General features: G+C 58.0%; 19 protein-coding genes. All 19 read left to right on the top strand.

Translation table 11 applies throughout. The features are described from left to right. Positions 1-297, top strand: a 297-nt coding sequence (locus ACFFIY_RS00570; RefSeq protein ID WP_376837130.1) for a hypothetical protein, incomplete at its 5' end; no start/stop codon positions are given. Between the two features lie 61 nt (positions 298-358). Next, complete coding sequence (gene mraZ / locus ACFFIY_RS00565; RefSeq protein ID WP_354199350.1) at positions 359-790, top strand: division/cell wall cluster transcriptional repressor MraZ; 432 nt, start codon at positions 359-361, stop codon at positions 788-790. A 28-nt stretch (positions 791-818) separates the two neighbouring features. Next, entirely contained in the window at positions 819-1,751 is a 933-nt protein-coding gene (rsmH, locus tag ACFFIY_RS00560) for a 16S rRNA (cytosine(1402)-N(4))-methyltransferase RsmH (RefSeq protein ID WP_354199384.1), read from the top strand. 87 nt (positions 1,752-1,838) lie between these two features. After that, positions 1,839-2,216 carry a cell division protein FtsL gene (gene ftsL, locus ACFFIY_RS00555; protein WP_354199352.1) on the top strand — a complete coding sequence of 126 codons (378 nt, stop codon included), beginning with the start codon at positions 1,839-1,841 and terminating at the stop codon, positions 2,214-2,216. Beyond that, a complete protein-coding gene (locus ACFFIY_RS00550; RefSeq protein WP_354199354.1) occupies positions 2,213-4,429 on the top strand; it encodes a penicillin-binding protein in 2,217 nt (738 codons plus the stop codon). The genes ftsL and ACFFIY_RS00550 overlap by 4 nt, the downstream gene beginning before the upstream one ends. Positions 4,430-4,512: 83 nt before the next feature. Further along, on the top strand, positions 4,513-6,429 hold the full coding sequence (locus tag ACFFIY_RS00545; RefSeq protein ID WP_354199356.1) for a penicillin-binding transpeptidase domain-containing protein: 1,917 nt from the start codon (positions 4,513-4,515) through the stop codon (positions 6,427-6,429). 39 nt (positions 6,430-6,468) lie between these two features. Further along, positions 6,469-7,440: a phospho-N-acetylmuramoyl-pentapeptide-transferase gene (gene mraY / locus ACFFIY_RS00540; protein WP_354199358.1), complete on the top strand. Its 972-nt coding sequence runs from the start codon at positions 6,469-6,471 to the stop codon at positions 7,438-7,440. A gap of 2 nt (positions 7,441-7,442) precedes the next feature. Beyond that, positions 7,443-8,786 (top strand): UDP-N-acetylmuramoyl-L-alanine--D-glutamate ligase, encoded by a 1,344-nt coding sequence (gene murD, locus ACFFIY_RS00535; protein ID WP_354199360.1) that lies wholly within the window; start codon positions 7,443-7,445, stop codon positions 8,784-8,786. A gap of 40 nt (positions 8,787-8,826) precedes the next feature. Further along, on the top strand, positions 8,827-9,954 hold the full coding sequence (locus ACFFIY_RS00530; RefSeq protein ID WP_354199362.1) for an FtsW/RodA/SpoVE family cell cycle protein: 1,128 nt from the start codon (positions 8,827-8,829) through the stop codon (positions 9,952-9,954). Beyond that, positions 9,932-10,765, top strand: coding sequence for a cell division protein FtsQ/DivIB (locus tag ACFFIY_RS00525; RefSeq protein ID WP_354199364.1), 834 nt, complete (start codon positions 9,932-9,934; stop codon positions 10,763-10,765). The genes ACFFIY_RS00530 and ACFFIY_RS00525 overlap by 23 nt, the downstream gene beginning before the upstream one ends. Positions 10,766-11,022: 257 nt before the next feature. Further along, on the top strand, positions 11,023-12,303 hold the full coding sequence (gene ftsA / locus ACFFIY_RS00520) for a cell division protein FtsA (protein ID WP_354199366.1): 1,281 nt from the start codon (positions 11,023-11,025) through the stop codon (positions 12,301-12,303). 35 nt (positions 12,304-12,338) lie between these two features. Then, the gene (gene ftsZ / locus ACFFIY_RS00515) at positions 12,339-13,511 is read left to right on the top strand and encodes a cell division protein FtsZ (RefSeq protein WP_354199368.1); all 1,173 of its coding nucleotides are present in this window, start codon (positions 12,339-12,341) and stop codon (positions 13,509-13,511) included. 156 nt (positions 13,512-13,667) lie between these two features. Then, positions 13,668-14,504, top strand: coding sequence for a sigma-E processing peptidase SpoIIGA (locus ACFFIY_RS00510; RefSeq protein WP_354199370.1), 837 nt, complete (start codon positions 13,668-13,670; stop codon positions 14,502-14,504). A gap of 4 nt (positions 14,505-14,508) precedes the next feature. Then, the gene (gene sigE, locus ACFFIY_RS00505) at positions 14,509-15,216 is read left to right on the top strand and encodes an RNA polymerase sporulation sigma factor SigE (protein ID WP_354199372.1); all 708 of its coding nucleotides are present in this window, start codon (positions 14,509-14,511) and stop codon (positions 15,214-15,216) included. 89 nt (positions 15,217-15,305) lie between these two features. Next, on the top strand, positions 15,306-16,106 hold the full coding sequence (gene sigG / locus ACFFIY_RS00500) for an RNA polymerase sporulation sigma factor SigG (RefSeq protein WP_354199374.1): 801 nt from the start codon (positions 15,306-15,308) through the stop codon (positions 16,104-16,106). Between the two features lie 86 nt (positions 16,107-16,192). Next, positions 16,193-16,435, top strand: a complete 243-nt coding sequence (locus ACFFIY_RS00495; protein ID WP_354199376.1) for a PRC-barrel domain-containing protein — start codon at positions 16,193-16,195, stop codon at positions 16,433-16,435. Positions 16,436-16,506: 71 nt separating this feature from the next. After that, on the top strand, positions 16,507-17,199 hold the full coding sequence (locus ACFFIY_RS00490) for a YggS family pyridoxal phosphate-dependent enzyme (RefSeq protein ID WP_354199378.1): 693 nt from the start codon (positions 16,507-16,509) through the stop codon (positions 17,197-17,199). Then, the gene (locus ACFFIY_RS00485; protein WP_354199380.1) at positions 17,196-17,693 is read left to right on the top strand and encodes a cell division protein SepF; all 498 of its coding nucleotides are present in this window, start codon (positions 17,196-17,198) and stop codon (positions 17,691-17,693) included. Before ACFFIY_RS00490 ends, ACFFIY_RS00485 begins: the two co-directional genes overlap by 4 nt. A 19-nt stretch (positions 17,694-17,712) precedes the next feature. Beyond that, positions 17,713-17,967 (top strand): YggT family protein, encoded by a 255-nt coding sequence (locus ACFFIY_RS00480; protein WP_354199382.1) that lies wholly within the window; start codon positions 17,713-17,715, stop codon positions 17,965-17,967. Positions 17,968-18,052 lie beyond the last annotated feature (85 nt).

The following is an 18,052-nucleotide window of genomic DNA, read 5'->3' as shown; positions in this document are numbered from 1 at the left end:
GTTGGAAATTCATGTGGCCTAAAAAAGAGTGAGGACGATGTCCTCACCCCAACAATTGACGTAGGGCCTTTTTATTCTGTGAATGTGAGATTGATTTCCGGCGGAAGCCAAGCCGCCTCCGCTGCAATCCGCACCATAGTAACCCGGATGAAGACGGGGGGATGGCGGACAGGCAAACCAGCTGAAAGCGCGGGGCGGATTGCGGAAAACCAGGAACCGTCGCGGATTGTGACAGCTTTGTCTCAAAAGTCTCCGGCCAGGCCTGCATTTATTGAGACGAAGGAAAAGTTTTTTTAAAACGGGTGGAGGAAAGTGGGGGGATGTGGTACATTAAGTTTACGATGTGGGGTGAATCCTAATGTTCATGGGGGAATATCAGCATACGGTTGATTCGAAGGGCCGCATCATCATCCCGGCCAAGTTCCGCGAGCATTTGGAGGGCGGCTTTGTTGTCACCCGCGGATTGGATCAGTGCCTGTTCGCCTACCCTATGGACGAGTGGAAGCGGCTGGAAGAGAAACTGAAAGCCCTTCCCGTCACGAAAAAGGATGCCCGCGCATTCACCCGGTTCTTCTTTTCCGGGGCGACTGAAGTGGAACTTGATAAGCAGGGACGCGTCAATATCCCTGCGAGCCTGCTCGGTTATGCAAAGCTGGAAAAGGACTGCGTCGTTCTTGGTGTCTCAAGCCGGATTGAAATCTGGTCGAAGGGATCGTGGGAAGAGTACTTTGAGGAATCTGAGGAATCATTCAACGAAATTGCCGAGAACATGATTGACTTTGACATCTGAAACGGCGGAAGAAAGCGAGGGGACGGGCATGTTCGACCATGTGACCGTATTGAAGAAGGAAACGGTTGACGGGCTGAACATCCGCCCGGACGGCATATACGTGGACTGCACGCTCGGCGGAGGCGGCCACAGTGAATACCTGGCGGCACAGCTCGGGGAAGGCGGCAGGCTCATCTGCTTTGACCAGGATCCCGAAGCCATCCGCCACGCCGGCGAACGGCTTGCCCCCCACCTGGATAAAATCACTTTTGTCCGGGAGAACTTCCGCCACCTGAAAGAGGAATTGCAGCGGCTCGGCATCTCGGGGATCGACGGGATCCTGTATGATCTCGGCGTATCATCCCCGCAGTTTGACACGCCGGAACGAGGATTCAGCTACCGGTTCGACGCACCGCTCGACATGAGGATGGACACGGATGCGCAACTGACCGCCCGCGAAGTCATCAACGAGTGGGCGTATGAAGACCTTGTACGGATTTTCTTCCGCTACGGAGAAGAAAAGTTTTCCAAGCAGGTTGCCCGCAAAATCGAATCGGCCCGCAAAGAACGGCCGATCGAGACGACATTCGAGCTGGTCGAGCTGATCAAGGCCGGCATTCCGGCGGCTGCCAGGAGAACCGGGGGCCATCCGGCCAAGCGGATTTTCCAGGCCGTCCGGATTGCGGTGAACGACGAGCTCGGCGCAGCGGAAGATTCGATTTCCGATGCAATCGGACTCCTGAATCCAAAAGGCCGGATCAGCGTCATCACTTTCCATTCGCTCGAAGACCGGCTCGTCAAGACGATGTTCAAGGAAGCGTCGTCGCTGCCGGACCTCCCGCCGAATCTTCCGGTCATCCCGGAAGGAATGGAACCCGTCCTGAAGCTTATCACGCGAAAGCCGATTCTTCCCTCGGAGGAAGAGCTGGCCGTCAACAAGCGCTCCCATTCCGCCAAGCTGCGGATCGCCGAAAAGAGATGAAGGCTGCCCTGCATTTGCACAGGGGGCCGGAGAGATAAAAACAAAATGAGAATGTGATCAGTTCTAATAATAAGGGGGACCAGATGAATGGCGCTTGAAGCACGCAAGTTTGACTACGCATACATACAGGAACCCGACATCACCCGCGTTCCGGAAACAGAGCCGGACGCACGCCCCTCTCGAAAGAGAAAGCTGTTCACGAAGGGCGAAAAGGTCCTGTTTGTTGCGTTCGTGGCAGGATTGGCTCTGTTTGCCGTATTCCTGCTGCAGGCACAATCCGCGATCAATGCAACAAACAAGGAAGTCCAGATCATTCAGCAAGAAATCGCGGAAACGTCCAAACATAATACGGATTTGTCCATTCAAGTGAGAGAGAAATCGACCTACGAGCGGATCTGGGGCAAGGCGCAGGAGCTCGGTTTGACTCTCAATGAAAAAAATGTGAAGGTCGTGCCTGGACAATGAAGAAAAGATTTCGTTTCCAATGGGGAGCCTTCCTGATGTTTTGTGTCTACGGGGGGCTCTTTTTTCTGTTATTCGCCAGGTTCCTGTTTATCCAGGTGACCGGCGAGGTGGAAGGCCGTCCGCTCGCCGCCATGGCGCAGGCAAAGTATGAACGGGCAAGCGTCCTCAGTGCCGACCGCGGCCGCATTCTCGACCGGTCGGGCGAAGCGATCGCGGAAGACACGCTGAGCTATAAGCTGATCGCCGTGCTGAGCAAAAAGGCCAGCGACGGCATCAAGGACAAGTCGAAAATGCGCCACGTGCTGGACCGGGAAAAGACGGCGCGCGAACTCTCCGGACAGATCGGCCTGACCTACGAGGAGATCCTCGATCTGCTCAACCGCCAGGACGATCCGGACGTCTACCAGGTGGAGTTCGGAGCGGCAGGGCGAAATCTGAGCCATGACAAAATGAAGAAAATCCAGGAACTCAACCTGCCGGGCATCCAGTTTGTCAAGGACAAGAAGCGATTTTACCCGAACGGCATGTTTGCCTCCCACTTGATCGGCTTCGCACAAAAAGAGGAGGAGAAAGACGGCACCGTCAAGACGGTCGGCCAGATGGGACTCGAAAAGACGTTCAATGATCTGCTGTCGGGAACCGACGGGAAAATGGAATACAAAAGCGACACATGGGGCTTCCTCCTCCCCGGGACAAAAGAAAAAGTGACGCCTGCCGTTGACGGGGCGGATATCCGCCTGACGATCGACAAGACGATCCAGAACTTCGTTGAAGACGCGATGAACCGCGTGCAAAATGAATATTCACCCGAGCGGATGTCCGTCATCGTGGCGGATCCGAAAACCGGCGAGATCCTGGCGATGAGCCAGCGCCCGTCATTCAATCCGGAAACGAGAGAAGGGCTGTCGTCCAACTGGCTGAACGAAGCGGTCCAATACACGATCGAGCCGGGCTCGACGATGAAGATCTTCACGCTCGCTGCCGCGGTGGAAGAGGGCGTCTGGGCGCCGAATGACTTCTACAAGTCAGGCAGCTACACGCTCTATGGAACGACGATCAATGACCACAAGAAAGCCGGCTGGGGCTATATCAGCTTCCTCGAGGGCTTCCAGCGCTCGTCCAACGTTTCGATGGCTTATCTGCTTGAGCGGATGGGGGATGACGCGTTCATGAACCATCTGCGCGATTTCGGCTTCGGCGAAAAAACCGGGATTGACCTCCCGGGCGAAGCGTCCGGCGTGCTCAACGATGCCGGACCGATCGAGCGGCTGACGACCACCTACGGCCAGGGATCGACCGTGACGCCGATCCAGATGGTCCAGGGTGCAACGGCGATCGCAAACGGCGGAACGATGATGAAGCCGTATGTGATCGAGGAAATCCGCAATCCGAATACGGATGAAGTGCTCCGGGAAGGAAAGCCCGAGGAAAAAGGGAATCCGGTTTCTCCCGAAACGGCGAAGACCGTGCTCGAAGCGATGGAATCGACCGTCACTTCCGAACACGGGACAGGCAAGATCTTTGCGCTCGGTGATTATTCGGTTGCCGGCAAGACCGCAACCGCCCAGATCCCGAACGGCCGCGGCGGGTTCCTCCGCGGCAACAACAACCTCATGTACGGCTTTCTCGGCATGGCGCCTGCGGATGACCCGCAGCTGATCGTCTATGTCAATGTCCATAAACCGAAGCTGCCGGCAGGCGAATACGGAGCCATTCCGGTTTCGAAGATCTTCAAGCCCGTCATGGAGAACAGCCTGAAGCACTTGAACATCCGCCCGGACGAAGAAAGCGGGACCGAAGAGCAGATCAAACTGTCCGACTGGGAAGGGGAGTCCTCTTCCGCTGTGGCGGGAGAACTTGGCGCGAAGGGCATCGAGCCCGTCGTGATCGGGAACGGCGGCGAAGTGAGCGGCCAGTTTCCCCAGGAAGGGACAACGGTCCTGCCGGGCGGCCTCGTCATCCTGAAGACGGAAGGCCCGGCTGCGCTGCCTGACTTCACGGGATGGTCCAAGCGGTCGGTCCTCGCATTTGCATCGCTGTCCGGCCTATCAATCGAAATGCACGGGGAAGGCTATGCCGCGTCGCAAAGTGCATCCGCCGGTACCGTCCCGGGAAGCGATGCTCCGATCGTCGTGAAATTCGAAACACCCGACGAACAGCACTCCGCCAAGGAGGAGGCTCCGTCGGATGAAGAGGAATACCCCCTTGACTGATGCCGAATAGCGCCCGGCCGGTACTCATACGCTAAAAGAAAAACACAAGGTGGGAAAACGTGCGCCGCTTCATTGAAACCCGGATGAGGAAACGCCTCCGGCTGGCTTTCATTCTTCTCGCATTGCTGTTCGCAGCGCTCGTCGTGAAGCTGTTCCAGGTGCAGATCGTCCGAAACCAGGAACTGACTGAAAAGGCGATGGAAAACTGGGACCGCGAGCTGCCGTTCGCCGGCGTCCGGGGAGAGATCCGTGACCGCAACGGCAAGAAAATCATCGGAAACAAAGTCGCCCCGACACTTTATTTTATGCCCTCCCAGAACCGCGACATTCCGGCGGCAGCCGCAAAGCTGGCACCGCTCATCGGGGCGGACCGCAATTTGCTGGAGGAAAAAATGTCCAAGCGGGAATCCATCATCAAGCTGGCACCGGAAGGCAAGAACATCCCGTATGAAGTGGCGATCGAAATCGGCCGGCTCGGCATTCCCGGTCTTTATACGGGCGTCGACTATGTCAGGGATTACCCATACGGCGACATGCTGTCGCGGCTTGTCGGCTTCACCGGATACGATAACCAGGGGCTGGCGGGCATCGAATATGAGTACAACGATTACCTCACCGGCAAAGGCGAGAAGATCCGGATGTACACCGACGCGCGCGGGAATCCGCTTCCCCATGTGGGCGACGGCTGGATCCCGGGTGCCGGGGGGGCGGATGTGGAACTGACGATCGACCTGCGAATCCAGGAAATCGTGGAGCGGGAACTCAGCCAGGCGATGTTGAAGTATGAGGCCGATCAGGCGCTCGCCATCGTCATGGCTCCGGACACAGGGGAAATATTGGCTCTCGCTTCGGCGCCCAATTTTGACCCATCAGACTATGCATCTGTTGATCCATCGATTTATAATAGGAACTTGCCGGTGTGGATGACATTTGAGCCGGGTTCCACTTTCAAGATCATCACGCTCGCCTCCGCTCTTGAAGAAGGGGTCGTGAATCTCCACGACGATTCGTTCTTTGACCCCGGCCATGTCACGGTCGGCGGTGCCCGGCTGCGCTGCTGGAAGAGGGAGGGCCACGGATCGCAGACTTTCCTGGAAGTCGTCGAAAACTCCTGCAACCCGGGCTTTATCGAACTCGGCCGGCGGGTCGGCCCCGAAAAGCTGACCTCCTATATCCGGGAATTCGGATTCGGGACGCCGACGGGAAGCGGGATTGCGGGCGAGGCTTCGGGAATCCTGTTTTCTCCTGAAGCCTACGGTCCGGTGGAACATGCGACCACCTCGTTCGGCCAGGGGATTTCCGTCACGCCGATCCAGCAGGCCCAGGCCGTGGCGGCTGCCGTGAACGGCGGACGGCTCATGCAGCCGTATATCGTGAAACGCATCGTGGACCATGAAACCGGCGAGGAAATTGAACGGTCCGAACCGGTCGCCAAGCGGCAGGTCATCAGCGAGGAAACGTCCAAGAAAGTCCGGGAAGCACTCGAGTCAGTCGTTGCCAACGGCTCCGGACGCAATGCGTTCACGGACGGGCTGCGGGTCGGAGGAAAAACGGGAACCGCACAGAAAGTGGAAGACGGCCGGTACAAGGACGGAGACTACATCGTTTCGTTCATCGGCTTCGCGCCGGCAGATGATCCGGACATCCTCGTCTATGTCGCCGTGGACGGACCGAAGAACGAGGTGCAGTTCGGCGGCGTCATTTCGGCGCCGATGGTCGGCCGGATCATCTCGGACATCGCCCCGCTAAGGGGAATCGAGCCGAGAGAAGGCCAGCTGGAACGCGAATACAGATGGGGGGACCCTGTCCAGGTCCGTGTTCCCGACCTGACCGGACGGAGCCGGGACGAACTGATGAAGTTGTTCCACACCATCAAGATCGAATGGAACGGGCCGCCGGAAGGGCAGGTGATCCGGCAGCTTCCCGCCGCCGGCACACTTATGGAAGAATCCGGAACGATACACCTGTACGCCGGGCCGGCCAACAAGACTAATGATTGATATGCCTTCCGGGCATTCGCTTTAAAGGAGATTTCTATCATGACACTCGCCACAACGATCACGATCATCGCGGTCGCCTTTATCCTGACCGCGCTGCTCGCATTTCCGCTCATCCCGATGCTCCGCCGGCTTAAGTTCGGCCAGAGCATACGGGAAGAGGGGCCGAAAGCCCATTTGAAAAAAGCCGGCACCCCGACGATGGGCGGTCTCATTTTCATCGTGGCCATCATCGCCGCATCGCTCATCCTCGGGTTCATCTTTGACCTGCTGACAACCCAGACGATCGTGCTCCTGATCGTGCTTGCGGGATTCGGTCTCATCGGGTTTCTCGACGACTTCATCAAGGTCGTCCTGAAACGCAATCTCGGACTGACCTCGCTGCAAAAGCTGATCGGGCAGATCGTCATCGCGGTCGTCTCCTATCTGCTCCTGCGTCTCGGGCCGTTTGAGACGACGGTCGGCCTCCCGTTCACTTCCTGGGAGATCGATCTCGGGCCGCTTTACGTTGTCTTCCTGATTTTCTGGCTTGTCGGCTTCTCGAATGCCGTCAATCTGACGGACGGTCTCGACGGCCTGGTCGCCGGGACTTCCTCGATTGCCTTTGCGGCGTTCGGGGTCCTCGGACTCGTCTACGGACAGGAAGACCTCGCGCTCGTTGCGTTCACCGTCACCGGCGCACTGCTCGGCTTCCTGATGTTCAACGCCAATCCGGCAAAGATCTTCATGGGGGACACCGGCTCGCTTGCGCTCGGGGGGGTGCTGGCCATGCTTTCCGTGCTCATGAAGCAGGAGCTCCTGCTTCTGCTCATCGGCATTGTGTTTGTCATTGAAACCCTGTCCGTCATCCTGCAGGTGGCCTCGTTCAAGACGACGGGCAAGCGGATTTTCAAGATGAGTCCGATCCATCACCATTTTGAGCTTTCAGGCTGGTCGGAATGGAAGGTCGTCATCGTATTCTGGTCGGCGGCACTTGCCGCGGCCCTCATTTCCGTTCTGCCGGAGGTGCTTTAAGGATGAAACAGATCGATGCATTCAAAAATAAACAGGTGCTCGTGCTCGGCCTTGCCAAATCCGGCTCGGCCGCTGCACGGCTGCTCCATTCGCTCGGGGCGGCGGTGACCGTCAACGATGCTCGGGAAGAAGATCCCGAGGCGGATCCCCTGAAAGCGCTCGGCGTCGAAGTGATTCTCGGGGGTCACCCGGAAGGCCTGCTCTCACGCGGATTTGACTATGTGATTAAGAATCCGGGAATCCGCTATGATCATCCGATCGTCTCCGGTGCCCTCCGGAAGGGGATTCCCGTCTGGACGGAAGTGGAGCTCGCCTGGCTCATCAGCGAGGCGCCGTTCATCGGCGTCACCGGATCAAACGGCAAAACGACGACCACCACTCTTTTGCATCACATGCTGCACATGGGCGGCAAAAATCCGCTGATTGCCGGCAATATCGGCACGCCGGCGTGCACCGTTGCGGCTGCCGCCGAATCGGATCAGGTGGTCGTGATCGAACTTTCCTCGTTCCAGCTGCTCGGAACGGAAAACTTCAGGCCGGAAATCGCCATCTGGACGAACCTGTATGAAGCCCATATCGACTATCACGGGACCATGGAGGAATACGGGGAGGCCAAGTTCAACATCACACGGAACCAGGGGCCGGACGATGTGCTCATCTACAATGCGGACCAGGAGGCCGTATCCCGTTATGCCCGACGTTCTTCCGCCAAGAAAGTTCCATTTACCTTGGCGGGAAGGGCACGGGAAGGCATCAGCGCAGATGATGCGTCGATTTATTGGCTTGGAGAAAAGCTTCTTGACCGGTCGGACATCGTGCTGCCCGGCCGGCACAACCTGGAGAATATTCTCACCGCGACGGCCGCGGCCATTCTGCAGGGCTGCCCGGTGGAGGCGATCCGCGATGTGCTGTCTTCATTCGCCGGTGTTCGTCACCGCACCCAGTTTGTCCGAGAGTGGAAACACCGCAAGTTCTACAACGATTCAAAGGCAACGAACACATTGGCGACGAAAAGCGCGCTGGAGGCGTTCCAACAGCCGATCTGCCTGCTCGCGGGCGGGCTGGACAGGGGCCATTCGTTCGATGAGCTCCGTCCGTACATGGACAGGGTGAGCTCGGCCGTCGTCTTCGGAGAAACGGCGGAGCGCTTCCGGAAATTTGCCGAGTCATGCGGCGTCCCCGTTGTCCGGGACGCTTCGGAGATCGAGGATGCGGTGGAAATCGCCGCGGAGATCTCATCGGAGGGGGATACGGTGCTGCTGTCGCCGGCATGCGCAAGCTGGGATCAGTATCCGAGCTTTGAAATCCGCGGAGACCGGTTCATCCAGGCCGTCCAGAAACTGTAGACGCAACGGGTGATCCGCCCGCACCATTGACCAAGGAAGGATGCATGCACTGGAAAAGAGGCTTGCCGCCGTCTTCTTCTTGAGCGCTGCCGCTCTGAGTCTGCTGGGCGTCGCCTTTGTCCACTCCGCCGGCTCCTACTGGGGGGAGATCCACTACGGGGACTCGCTTCCGTTTGCGGCGAAGCAGGGCATTTATCTGGCGGTTTCTGCCGCTGCCGCCGTCTTCATCCTGAAATCCCGGAGCATCGGGAACAAAAAGTTGTGGACAGCCGTCTACATCGCGGCCGTCCTTCTGCTCGCAGCCGTGCTCGTCCCCGGCATCGGAGCGGTGCGCAACGGGTCGCAGAGCTGGATTGCCCTCGGGCCGTTCAGCCTGCAGCCGGCGGAATTCGCCAAAATTGCCGTCATCGGAAAGCTCTCCTCCATGCTGGCGGAAAACCGCGGCCGCAAAGTGTTCCGGCCCGGACATTTTGTGGTCATCCTGCTGCCGGCCGCGCTCATCATGCTCCAGCCCGATTTCGGCTCGATGATGATCATGGTCACGGCCGCATTCGCGGTGCTGCTCGTCGGCGGCTATCCGCTGAAGTTCTTCTTCGGATTGGCGGGTGCCGGAGCGGCGGGGATTGCCGGGCTCATCGCCGTTGCGCCTTACCGGATGGACCGGATCAAGGCGTACCTGGATCCGTGGAGCGATCCGCTCGGAACCGGATTCCAGGCGATCCAGTCGCTCCTTGCGACGGGGCCGGCGGGGCTGACCGGCTTCGGCTACGGCCAGAGCCGGCAGAAGTTCCTTTATCTCCCCGAGCCGCAGAATGATTTCATATTCGCCATCATCGCGGAGGAGACGGGGTTCATCGGCGCCGTGTTCGTCATCGGCCTGTTCTTCCTGATGGCCGCATCCGCCATCGGACTGGCGGCACGGCAGCGCGAACCGCTGTCGTTCTATATGATTTCCGGGATGGCGGCGATGCTCGGATTCCAATCATTCCTGAATATCGGCGTCGTCTCGGGATTGCTCCCGGTGACCGGCGTCACGCTGCCGTTCATCAGTTACGGCGGCTCATCACTTCTTGCCGCGTGGATTGCGGCCGCCCTCATCCTGAGGTTCGCCACGGGCGCGGGGGAGGTTAAAAGGAGGCCTGGCGATGGACAAAGTAATCGATATTGAAGAACGGATCCCCTCGCTCAGGGAGAAGAGGAAGAGGAGGACGAACCGGAAATTCATCTTCCTCCTCCTCCTGTTCCTCCTGGTTCTCGCCGTGCTGCTCTACTTCCAGTCGCCGCTCAGCAAAGTGGAATCCGTCGGGGTGGAAGGCGCCAGGCTGAACAGCGGGGAGGACTACATCCGCGCATCCGGAATATCGGAGGGGGACGCGCTGTGGGGCTTCCGGAAATCGGAATCCGCACGGAAAGTCGCTTCCCTTCAGGGAGTGAAGAATGCGGAGATCGCCAGGACGGGCCTCCGATCCGTCACGATCAAAGTGGAGGAATGGGAACCGGCCGCCCTCATCGAAGAAGAGGGGGCCTTCCATGCCGTTCTGGCAAACGGCGAAGTCTTCTCCGCCCCTGCCGGCCCCGTTCCCGCTCCGATTCTCACCGGATTTAAGCCCGGCAAGGAAATGAACCGGATGGTCAAGGAACTGGATGGACTTCCGGGAAGCGTCCGCGCACTTATCTCCGAAGTGAAAAGCAGCGGGGATAAGGAGAACCCGGATGCCATCACCGCCTATATGTCGGACGGCTATGAAGTGAGGGGCGTCATATCCGGATTCTCGGAGAAGATGGCTTACTATCCGTCGATCGTCTCCCAGCTGTCCGACGAAGGAAAAGGCGTCATTGACCTTGAGGTGGGCTTGTATTTCCGGCCGTACAAAGAAGTGTACGGGGACGGAAGCGATCCGGACGGGGAAAACGGAACAGAAGATGAGGGGACAGCGGCCGAAGACGGATCCGGCGAAGAGGGGGAAGACGGGGAGTGATGTTATTCCCCGCGCCCTGCCGCCGTCCCTCTCGCCGCCGGCGGCAGAAGTTCCGCGGGCGGCTGTACATAAAATTCGCCGGACCGGTCTCCTCTGCCCGGGGCTGCCAGAATCGCGCTTTCCCGGCCATCCGACGCCCCGGCGGCCGGATGAGGGGCGTTCCCGAAGGAATTCAGGTATAATTAACGAATATACTTAACATTGAACAGATAATGAAATAGAATGAGTTTAAGAGGATCAGAAGGAGGTGCCATCCGTTGAGTCAAACCGATATGTATGTGTCATTGGACATCGGTTCTTCCTCCGTTAAAGTGCTGATCGGGGAGATGACGGATCGCTCGCTGCACGTAATCGGAGTCGGAAATGTTAAATCGGAAGGCATCAGAAAAGGTGCCATTGTAGATATTGATGCCACTGTCCAGTCCATCAGGAAGGCAGTGGAACAAGCGGAACGGATGATCGGGATGACCATCCGCGAAGTTGTACTCGGAATACCCGCCAATCAGGTCATGCTCCAACAGGTGAAAGGCGTCGTCGCGGTGAACAGCGAAAACCGAGAAATCACGGATGATGACCTTGACCGGGTCATGCATTCGGCCGAAGTGATGATTCCTGCGGAGCGGGAGCTTGTCAACATCATCCCGCAGCAGTTCATTGTCGATGACCTGGACGAGATCAAAGACCCGCGCGGAATGATCGGCGTCCGGCTGGAGATGGACGCAACGCTCGTCACCACCTCCAAGACGCTTCTCCACAATATTCTCCGCTGCGTTGAGCGGGCGGGCCTCCAGATCCGTGAGATTTATCTTCAGCCGCTTGCATCCGGCTATTTTGCCCTTACCGAGGACGAAAAGAGCCACGGGACGGCGTACATAGACATCGGAGGCGGATCGACGACAATCGCCGTCTTCGGTGACGGCCGCCTCGTTTCCGCAAGCTCGCTGCCGGTCGGAGGAGACAATATCACGAAAGACCTGTCGATCATCCTGAAGACGACGACCGGACAGGCAGAGCAGATCAAGCATCAGTACGGCCATGCCTACTATGATGATGCGTCCGAGGATGAATTGTTTGAAGTGCCGGTAGCCGGCGTGGATACGAAAGACCAGTACAGCCAGAAGTACATTTCCGAGATCATCGGAGTCCGTCTTGAGGAATTGTTCGAGATGGTCTTGGACGAGCTGTACCGCACAGGTGTGCGCGATCTTCCGGGCGGCGTCGTCCTCACGGGCGGCATCGCCAAGCTGGAAGGGGTCCCGCAGCTTGCAAGGGAAGTGCTGCAGACAAGGGTCCGGGTGTATGTTCCCGAGTTCATCGGCGTCCGCGAGCCGGGCTACTCCACGGCGGTCGGCCTCATCCGGTATGCCAAGATGGAAGACGAGTTTTTCGGCAACCGCGGAGAGTCCCCGTTTGGCGATGAAATGGAGCCGGCTGCCGCGGCACCGGCCCCCAAAAAGAAGAAACCCGAACGCAGCCGCGACGGCCAGGAGAAGGTCGTCGACCGGATGAAAAAAATCTTTGACAAATTCTTTGAATAATCGCAGTCAACCGTACACCCATAGGAGGAGAAAGCATGCTGGAATTTGATACGAATATCGATGCGCTCGCCGTCATCAAGGTCATCGGCGTCGGCGGCGGCGGCAATAATGCGGTGAACAGAATGATCGAGCACGGCGTCCAGGGCGTGGAATTCATCGCCGTCAACACGGATGCCCAGGCACTCAAGCTTTCGGAGGCCGAAGTGAAGCTCCAGATCGGCGAAAAGCTGACTCGCGGACTCGGCGCCGGCGCCAACCCTGAAGTCGGCAAGAAGGCAGCCGAAGAAAGCAAGGAACAGATCGAGGAAGCGCTGCGCGGCGCGGACATGGTCTTCGTCACCGCCGGCATGGGCGGCGGCACGGGAACGGGCGCTGCGCCGGTCATCGCACAGGTCGCAAAAGACCTCGGTGCCCTTACGGTCGGCGTCGTCACGCGGCCGTTCACGTTCGAAGGCCGCAAGCGGGCCACACAAGCCATCGGCGGCATCGCGGCGATGAAGGAATCCGTCGATACCCTCATCGTCATCCCGAACGACCGTCTCCTGGAGATCGTCGACAAGAACACACCGATGCTCGAGGCGTTCCGCGAAGCGGACAATGTCCTCCGTCAGGGGGTGTCGGGCATCTCGGACCTGATTGCTGTTCCGGGACTCATCAACCTCGACTTCGCGGACGTGAAAACGATCATGCAAAACAAAGGATCGGCACTAATGGGGATTGGTATCTCATCAGGCGAAAACCGCGCGGCCGAAGCAGCAAAGAAGGCCATTTCGAGTCCTCTTCTCGAAACGTCGATCGACGGCGCGAAAGGTGTTCTCATGAACATTACGGGCGGCTCGAATCTGAGCCTGTTCGAAGTCCAGGAAGCTGCCGACATCGTGGCCTCCGCTTCCGACGAAGAAGTGAACATGATCTTCGGGTCCGTCATCAACGACAACCTGAAGGATGAGATCGTCGTCACGGTCATCGCAACCGGCTTCACGGAAGAGCAGCTCAACACGCGCCCGTCGCGCGGCGGCTTCGGTTCTTCCCGGCAGCAGGCCGCACCGCAGCCGGAGCCACGGCAGCAGCAGGCGCCTGTCCGCGGCGAACGCGAGCGGCGCGAAGACCACGGCCAGTACCGGCAGGAGCCGGCACCGCGTCAGAACCAGCAACAGGAAGACGCACTTGATATTCCGACATTCCTCCGCAATCGTCGCAGACGTTGACGGAAACGATACGAAACACCCGGCACCCGGCCCGCTTCATGGCGGACCGGGTGTTTTTTTGTCGTCTTTTCCCGGAAAATTCTCAATCGGCGGCCGCGGGCTTTGACATTTCACGCCCGGCCGCCGTGTTAAATTTGGGACAAGGGAGGGGATGCGGTGTACGGAGAAGTGGCGATCGCCGTCAACTCGGCATTCAACTATGTGCTCCTTTCGTTCGCGGGGAAAGTGTCAAGACGTCCTTGCCGGCGGACACGGATCTTTTTCGCTTCGCTGGCCGGCTCCGTTCCGGTTGTCCTGTTCGGCGCCCATCCGGTGATCGTGGCGGCCGCATTCGCCGTCATGGCGGTTTCTGCATTTGGCGCCAACCGGAATGCGCTGTGGAAAGGCGCGGGCGCCACCATTGTGGCCGCCCTGTTCGCAGGCGGTCTGCTGACGCTCTTTTCGCCGGGCAGTCTCGGCATGCGGGGGACCGCTGCCGTGATGCTGTCATGCGTGACCGCCGTTGCGGGACTTGGGCTGCTCGAGCGCCGCTGGCGGGGCGCGGAGGAGGATTCGTCCTCGGCCTCATTCAAAGCTGAAACGCTGCTCCATGTCTTTGGGGAGAAGATTAAACTCACCGCCTTTGCCGACACGGGCAATGGCTGCACAGAGCCTCTTTCGGGCCGGCCGGTCCATTTCATCTCATACCGGGCTGTCCGGGCGCATCTTCCCGAAGAGGTGAGGGATGCGCTGGAACGGCTCAGGCCGGGCGAAGTGCCCGACATCGGCCTGTTTCCGGCTCATCTCCGGAATCGTCTGCGTCCGGTCCGGGTGACGACGGTCGGCGGCTCGGAATGGGCCGTCGGATTCAAAATCGGGAAGTGGGAATACGCGGAAGGCGGAAGAGAGATCGACGGTTATTTCGTGCTGACCGCCGGGAATGCGGAGTATCCGCTCGGAGCGGATGCCATCCTGCACCGTTCTTCCGTCCAAACAGAAAAAGAAAGGGGATAGTCAATTGCTGACAGGACTGAAAAAATGGCTTGCGGTGATCCTGGATTCTTTGAAGAAAGACGGAACATACTATATAGGCGGACACGAGTCGCTGCCTGTCCCGCTGACCAAGGAAGAAGAGGCGGAGACACTCCGGCTGTTCATGGAAGGCGACCGGGAAGCCCGCGACCGACTCATTGAAAAGAACCTCCGGCTTGTCGTTTATATTGCCCGCCGGTTCGAGAATACGAACACGCACATCGAGGATTTGATCAGCATCGGAGCGATCGGCCTGATCAAGGCGATCGAGACGTTCGATCCCGAAAAGAAGATCAAGCTGGCCACCTATGCTTCGCGCTGCATTGAAAATGAGATCCTCATGCATTTAAGGAAGACGAGCCGGATGAAGTCCGAAGTGTCGTTCGATGAGCCGCTGAATTCCGATGCGGACGGCAACGAACTGCTCCTGTCGGATATTCTCGGCACCGATGAAGATATTATTACCGGCGACGTCGAAAAGAAAATCGAGCGCCAGCATGTTGTTGAAGCGATCTCCCGGCTGGATGACCGCGAGCGGTACATTATGGAATGCCGGTTTGCTTTGTCGGGGCAGGAAGAGATGACGCAGAAAGAAGTGGCCGATCATCTCGGCATTTCACAGTCCTATATATCCAGGCTTGAAAAGAAAATCATCAGTGATCTGCGCGGGCTGCTCAACCATCCGGTCACCTGATGGGTGAAATTGGCGGACCCGCTTCCGAATAGGACAAACCTCCGGGGACAGACTGTAGAGAAACAGAGAAAAGTCCGGAGGATGATGAGATGTCCAACACGAAAGTGGAGATTTGCGGAATCGACACATCTACGCTTCCGCTCATGTCCCATGAACTCATGAGAGAAACGTTCGTCCGTCTCCAATCGGGGGACCAGTCGGCAAAGGAAGAGCTGGTGATCAGCAATCTCCGGCTCGTCCTGAGCATCGTCCAGCGGTTCGCCTACCGCGGGGAACAGGCGGATGACCTGTTCCAGGTCGGCTGCATCGGCCTGCTTAAATCAATCGACAATTTTGACCTGAAGCACAATGTCCGCTTTTCCACTTATGCCGTCCCGATGATCATCGGGGAAATCAGGCGCCACCTGCGCGACCATCATGCCGTCCGCGTTTCCCGGTCACTCCGGGACATCGCCTATAAAGCCATGAAGGCGAAAGAGCAGTTCGTTCATGAAAACCTGAGGGAGCCGACGCTTGACGACCTGGCGGTGATCACGGAAATTCCCGCCGAGGACATTTTGTTCGCCCTTGACGCGATCCAGGATCCGCTTTCCCTCCATGAACCGATCCACCATGACGGCGGGGATCCGGTCTGCATGATGGATCAGCTGCAGGACACGCTCGTCAGCGAAGAACGCTGGCTCACTTACGTGTCGGTCAAGGAAACGGTCCAGCAGCTGGACATGCGCCAGCAGAAAATTTTGTCCAGAAGGTATTACTACGGCGAGACCCAGACGGAAATCGCCAAGGATCTCGGCATTTCCCAGGCACAGATCTCACGGCTGGAAAAACACGCAATCGGCATCATCCGGGAAACGCTCGGAAAGGAAGAACAGGAAAAGAAATATTGACTGATATTCCGGCGCAAGGCTCTCTTATGGGGGGCCTTGCGTTTTTTGCTGTTCGTGCGCATACACTGGACAAAGGAGGAATGGGCATGAAGTTTTCGGACTTGCAGAAAAAGGAGTTTATCGAAGCCGGAAAAGGCAGGCAGCTCGGATACGCGGTCGATGCCACCATTTCGGCGGACGACGGGACCATTGAGCTTTTCCACGTCGGCGGAATGGAAAAGCTCAAGTTTTTCGGAAGCGGTGAAGCTCCGGTGAAAATTCCGGTCAGCCGGATCCTCGTCATCGGCAAGGATGTCGTCCTCGTGGATGATGCCGTTCCCAAAGATTGATTTGTTAATTGAAATACAGACAGTGCCTTGATACAATGAGTGGAGTAACATAAAGAAAAGTGGGAATTGCATTGTCTACAGTGGAAGAACGCCTCAATCATATAAACCAATCCATCCGCCGCGCCTGTGAACGATCGGGCAGGAAGCCGGAGGAAGTCACGCTCATCGCCGTCACGAAATCTGTCGGACCGGAGCGGGCGAGGGAAGTCCTGGATGCGGGAATTGTCGACCTCGGCGAAAACCGCAAGGAAGGCCTTGATGAAAAACAGTCCGCCCTTGGTGATGCAGCGCGCTGGCACTTCATCGGCAGCCTGCAGAGCCGGAAGGTGAAGGACGTCGTGGACCGGATCGACATGCTGCATTCACTGGACCGCGGCAGCCTTGCCGCCGAGATCCAGAAGCGGGCGGGCCGGCCGGTGGACTGCTTTGTCCAGGTGAACGTCTCCGGCGAACAATCCAAAGCCGGCCTGTCTCCGGAAGAAACCGAACCGTTCATCCGTTCGCTTGCCGATCATGATAAAATCCGGATCGCCGGACTCATGACGATGGCACCGAACGCCGATGACGAGCAACTGATCAGAAGCACTTTCCGCGGGCTCCGCGAACTCCGCGACCGGATCGCGGGCCTCGGACTTACACACGCACCGTGTACTGAACTTTCGATGGGCATGTCAAATGACTTCGGCATCGCGGTGGAAGAGGGGGCGACCTTCGTCCGGATCGGCACCGCGCTTGTCGGCTACGAAAGCGGGGAGAGACCATGAGCTTCAAGGACAAGTTCAAAAATTTCTTTTACCTGGAAGAAGATGAAGAAATGACAGAAGAACCCCGGCAGGTCCAAAACGGCCGTCCGATCCGTGCAGTGGAGACGAAGCCGCCTGTTCAGGAACAGGAATGGCGCCAGAAAGACCGCCGGAAACCGGCGGCGGAAAGACGGCCGTCCGAAAGCGGGACAGGCTCGACGGTCGTCAGCCTGCAGAGTCTCAAGAAATCCTCCAAAATGATTCTGGCCGAGCCGCGTGTCTACGCAGAGGCGCAGGACGTGGCGGAACATCTGAAAAACCGCCGGACGGTTGTCGTCAATCTCCAGCGGATCGACCATGGCCAGGGAGTGCGCATCATTGATTTCCTGAGCGGGACTGTTTATGCGCTCGGCGGCGACATCCAGCGCATCGGCACGGATATTTTCCTGTGCGTCCCGGATAATGTGGAACTTTCCGGGGAAATCTCGGATTATCTGTACGACGAATTCGAATGATGGGATGAGATGAGTTTTTATGGTGCTATACTTTTTGCTTCGAGCTGTCCAGATTTATTCTGTCCTGCTCATCATTTATGTCCTGATGTCCTGGGTGCCGAGCACGAGGGAAACATCAATCGGACGGATGCTGGCCTCGATCTGTGAGCCGTATCTCGGCTTTTTCCGGCGGTTCATCCCTCCGATCGGCATGATCGACATTTCACCGATCGTGGCGCTGATCGCCCTGAACCTCATTTCTCAGGGCCTCGTCAACGTATTTCGCATGTTCTGATCCCCACGGCGTGGGGATTTTTTATGTGCGCCCAGCATGGGCGCAGTCTATAGGGTGCAAGTCCCGAGCTGTGAAGGCAGAAGTA

This window comes from Bhargavaea ullalensis (assembly GCF_042432615.1).
GTDB lineage: Bacteria > Bacillota > Bacilli > Bacillales_A > Planococcaceae > Bhargavaea > Bhargavaea ullalensis.
Note: the sequence above shows the minus strand (reverse complement) of the source record. Positions and strands in the feature narration are given on the sequence as shown.

What these genes read in the sequence shown, in the direction of transcription:
- rsmH (WP_354199384.1), top strand. Translation starts at nt 819, where the DNA reads ATGTTCGACCATGTGACCGTATTGAAGAAGGAAACGGTTGACGGGCTG.
- ACFFIY_RS00485 (WP_354199380.1), top strand. Translation starts at nt 17,196, where the DNA reads ATGAGCTTCAAGGACAAGTTCAAAAATTTCTTTTACCTGGAAGAAGAT.
- mraY (WP_354199358.1), top strand. Translation starts at nt 6,469, where the DNA reads ATGACACTCGCCACAACGATCACGATCATCGCGGTCGCCTTTATCCTG.
- mraZ (WP_354199350.1), top strand. Translation starts at nt 359, where the DNA reads ATGTTCATGGGGGAATATCAGCATACGGTTGATTCGAAGGGCCGCATC.
- ACFFIY_RS00545 (WP_354199356.1), top strand. Translation starts at nt 4,513, where the DNA reads ATGAGGAAACGCCTCCGGCTGGCTTTCATTCTTCTCGCATTGCTGTTC.
- sigG (WP_354199374.1), top strand. Translation starts at nt 15,306, where the DNA reads ATGTCCAACACGAAAGTGGAGATTTGCGGAATCGACACATCTACGCTT.
- ACFFIY_RS00550 (WP_354199354.1), top strand. Translation starts at nt 2,213, where the DNA reads ATGAAGAAAAGATTTCGTTTCCAATGGGGAGCCTTCCTGATGTTTTGT.
- ftsL (WP_354199352.1), top strand. Translation starts at nt 1,839, where the DNA reads ATGGCGCTTGAAGCACGCAAGTTTGACTACGCATACATACAGGAACCC.
- ACFFIY_RS00480 (WP_354199382.1), top strand. Translation starts at nt 17,713, where the DNA reads ATGGTGCTATACTTTTTGCTTCGAGCTGTCCAGATTTATTCTGTCCTG.
- murD (WP_354199360.1), top strand. Translation starts at nt 7,443, where the DNA reads ATGAAACAGATCGATGCATTCAAAAATAAACAGGTGCTCGTGCTCGGC.
- ACFFIY_RS00495 (WP_354199376.1), top strand. Translation starts at nt 16,193, where the DNA reads ATGAAGTTTTCGGACTTGCAGAAAAAGGAGTTTATCGAAGCCGGAAAA.
- ftsZ (WP_354199368.1), top strand. Translation starts at nt 12,339, where the DNA reads ATGCTGGAATTTGATACGAATATCGATGCGCTCGCCGTCATCAAGGTC.
- ACFFIY_RS00530 (WP_354199362.1), top strand. Translation starts at nt 8,827, where the DNA reads ATGCATGCACTGGAAAAGAGGCTTGCCGCCGTCTTCTTCTTGAGCGCT.
- ACFFIY_RS00525 (WP_354199364.1), top strand. Translation starts at nt 9,932, where the DNA reads ATGGACAAAGTAATCGATATTGAAGAACGGATCCCCTCGCTCAGGGAG.